Origin of the sequence: Mesotoga sp. HF07.pep.5.2.highcov, from assembly GCF_003666285.1 — a bacterium.
GTDB lineage: Bacteria > Thermotogota > Thermotogae > Petrotogales > Kosmotogaceae > Mesotoga > Mesotoga prima.
This window is the reverse complement of sequence record NZ_JFHJ01000223.1, coordinates 1-3045: the sequence shown is the minus strand read 5'-3', so window position 1 is coordinate 3045 and position 3045 is coordinate 1. Positions and strand designations below refer to the sequence as shown.

The window sequence follows — 3045 nt, the reverse complement described above, 5'->3', positions numbered from 1 at the left end:
GCTCTCGGCGTTTTCTTTTTGAGACGTTTAGTCTACTGAGCCAATTAATCTTGAGTTTTATTGTCAAATTATATAGAATAGGAGTGAAGAGGTGGTTGAATGTTAAGCAAACAGGAGATCAAGAAGGCAATCGGGTTGAGAGTAACACAGAGAAAGTTTCAGGAAAGGCAGTTGTCTCCTGAACAGAAGAAAGAAGTCAATGACGCTCTGAGAGATATTGTTCCGATTAACTCCGAAAGTGTTTTGCATTGGTACTTCTCTCCAGAATTTCCTTCCGGATCGGGAATTGTGCTTGCGAAAATGAGTGACTTTTCCACACCAAGTCTTGTGAAGTATGGATTCGAAGGCGAGCAGATCGTTCTAAACCTTACTTTGAAGGGATTCTCGACTAGCTGGGCACGACTGCCAAATTATCTATCTATGATTGTTGTTGGCTTTGCTGCGGATGGTAGTGGAGACATCGTCGAGAGAGCTTCCCGTTTTCTTTACAGGGAGGCTAACAGGAAGCCCCTCAAAGAAGTTGTATATGGCAAGGAAAATTACATAGACGAAAAAATGAAAGACATTATCGATGCGGGAAGAATGGCACCCTCATCGTTCAACAGACAACCCTGGAAGTTTGAGGTTTTGGGAGAAAACGAGATAGCAATTCACGGCTGGAAGAAGATTCCTCTGATCTATGAAGAGGTTATAGCGATCGATCTCGGTGTTGTTTTATCGCACATGTATCTCATGGCAAATGCTATGAGCGACAAAGCGAAAGTTGAAGCAATAAGCCAGAGAAGCTATTTGCTGACATTCTAATTGCGTTGAGCCTAGAGATCTCATTCATAGGCATCGAGATCAAATGAGTTCCAAGAGTTTTCGAACGCGGAAGGCATTTAGTTCGCTCGTATTGGCAGAACCAGAAAGCTGTTCAAAGACAGGACTGTGCTTCCCACTTGCATTCTTCTGTTTTTCTCTCGCACTTATGCCTAATAATTGAGATTAGGGTAAGGCAATGCTCATTTTGGCAGTGTAACTAATATGGAACTGAGGGATAAGTAGAGGACAATCGAGATAACCCCTGAGATAACGGGAGTGAATACCCACCCATATACGATCCTCCTTGTCATTCCAGAATCATAGTTTTTCGTACCTCTGGCCAGGCCGACTCCAATAACCGCTCCCACTATTGCCTGTGAAACCGAAACCGGGACTCCAATAAAGGCATAAATTAGCACGGTCAATGATTGTGCAAGTAAGGCAATAATAGAAGCGAAAGATTCGAGAGCTACTATCTTTGTCCCTATAGTGTACATAACTCTTCTGCTGAACATTATTGCCCCGGCTGATATGCTCAGTCCTCCGATCAACACGGCTTTATCAACACCAATTATTTCTGCAAAGCTCCCAGTAACGTTTGCTACGTTGTTTGCGCCAAGTGCAAATGAACCTAAGCCTCCAATGATTATGGCGGACGATTTCAGAATTATGTCCTGAGCAAGTATCGATGGAATCTTCCTGAACCAGAAACCAAAGAACCTGTATAAGATGTAACCGGCGATTGCCGCTCCCAATGGAGTTGTAATCCAGCAAGCTACGATTTTCAATACAGCTAGCCAGTCTACGCTTCCGCTGATAAGTCCAATACCTACCACCGAGCCAACAACTGCTTGAGATGAGGAAACGGGTAGACCTATTCTGTTGAGCAAAAGAACAGAGATTCCTGCCGCTGCAGCGTTTACTGAAGCTGAGAGCAAAGTATGGGAGCTTAGTTTAGAGAGGGTTTGCATACCTCCTGCACCACCGATTATAGCTCCAATGAGTACGGCAAGCGCAGAGATCAGTGCCGCCGATCTGTATCTGAGAATTCCGCTTGTTACTGTTGTACCGTAAATGTTCGCTGCATCGTTCCTTCCAAGAGTCCACCCGAAGAAAACAGCAGGCAGAAGAGCGAGGATCACGATTATCCCTTCATTTATCAGTGTTAGAAAGAATTATAGCATCAGATACGCGCCTTTACATGCAATAAGGGAGAATTCTTTGAATGAAAGCGATCGTCTATCGGTTGTCTTCCTGTTCGATCTCCTTCAAGCAATAAGTGTAGTACCTCTTCTTGTTGGCGCTGTCTATCTTCATCTTGAGGCCGTGCATCTCATTCTCAAATCCAGGGAACTTGTTGTCGAACTCCTCGGAGAGATTGAGATACTCGATTATTCTCTTTGTTTCACCGGTGTATCTCTCGCCGGGCATTATCACTGGTATTCCGGGAGGGTACGGAACGACCATGACGGCAGAGATCCTGTTCTGCAGCTCGCGGATTCTCACCAGTTCAGTATTACCGTTTACTAACTCCGCGTAGGCCTTAGCTGGCAGCATTACCTGCTCTGGATTTTGTGAGTAGACATCTTTTAGAACCTTCGTAATTTTCACTTTTCTTAGGTACTCGTGCATTTGTCTGCACAGTTCCTGTAGAGTCATTTTCCCGTACTTCTTTGGAAACTCCCTAACGATATCCGGAAATATATCGTCCAAAGGGGCGTCTTCATCGAAAAGCTTTTTGAAAGTGAAGAGCTCTGCCAGAAGAGTCCCGGATTTTCCTTTAGTCAGTCCCAAGGAGAAAAGAATGAGGAAGGAATAATGGCCTGATTTCTCAACTACGATTCCCCTGTGTCTAAGGAATGTAGTCACTATTGTTGCAGGTATTCCCCAGTTTCTCATTCCACCCTGTCTCGTGATACCCGGAGTCATCACAGTTACCTTCACGGGATCGAGAAGGGCATAGTCATTGTCGAGCTTTCCAAATCCGTGCCAGTCTTCGTTAGCCTTGAGATACCAGCAGTCGGGCCTGTCCTTCAAGATGGACTCATCTATGTCCTCGAGATCAAAGGTCTTTCGCTCGCCGCTTTCGGTTTCAATAGAGACTTTGTCCGGCTGCCATATTTCCAACCACCAGCGTCTCTTTCGATCGGTCTCTTTGGATTCTATCTCTTTCTTGAGGTGCTTCATCTTCTTTCTGAAAATAATTGCCTCTTGAATCGTTTCATCTATAAGGAATCTTCC

At 44.8% G+C, this 3045-nt stretch carries 2 protein-coding genes and 1 pseudogene; 1 reads left to right on the top strand and 2 read right to left on the bottom strand.

All coding sequences use genetic code 11. The annotated features are described in order from the left end of the window. Positions 1 to 99 precede the first annotated feature (99 nt). On the top strand, positions 100 to 804 hold the full coding sequence (locus BG32_RS04655) for a nitroreductase family protein (RefSeq protein ID WP_121510037.1): 705 nt from the start codon (positions 100 to 102) through the stop codon (positions 802 to 804). Between the two features lie 200 nt (positions 805 to 1004). Here BG32_RS04655 and BG32_RS04650 read toward each other — a convergent pair whose 3' ends face one another. Beyond that, on the bottom strand, positions 1005 to 1946 hold the full coding sequence (locus BG32_RS04650; RefSeq protein WP_121510036.1) for an inorganic phosphate transporter: 942 nt from the start codon (positions 1944 to 1946) through the stop codon (positions 1005 to 1007). A gap of 97 nt (positions 1947 to 2043) precedes the next feature. Continuing rightward, positions 2044 to 3045: pseudogene (locus tag BG32_RS04645) on the bottom strand (lysine decarboxylase); the annotation flags it as partial.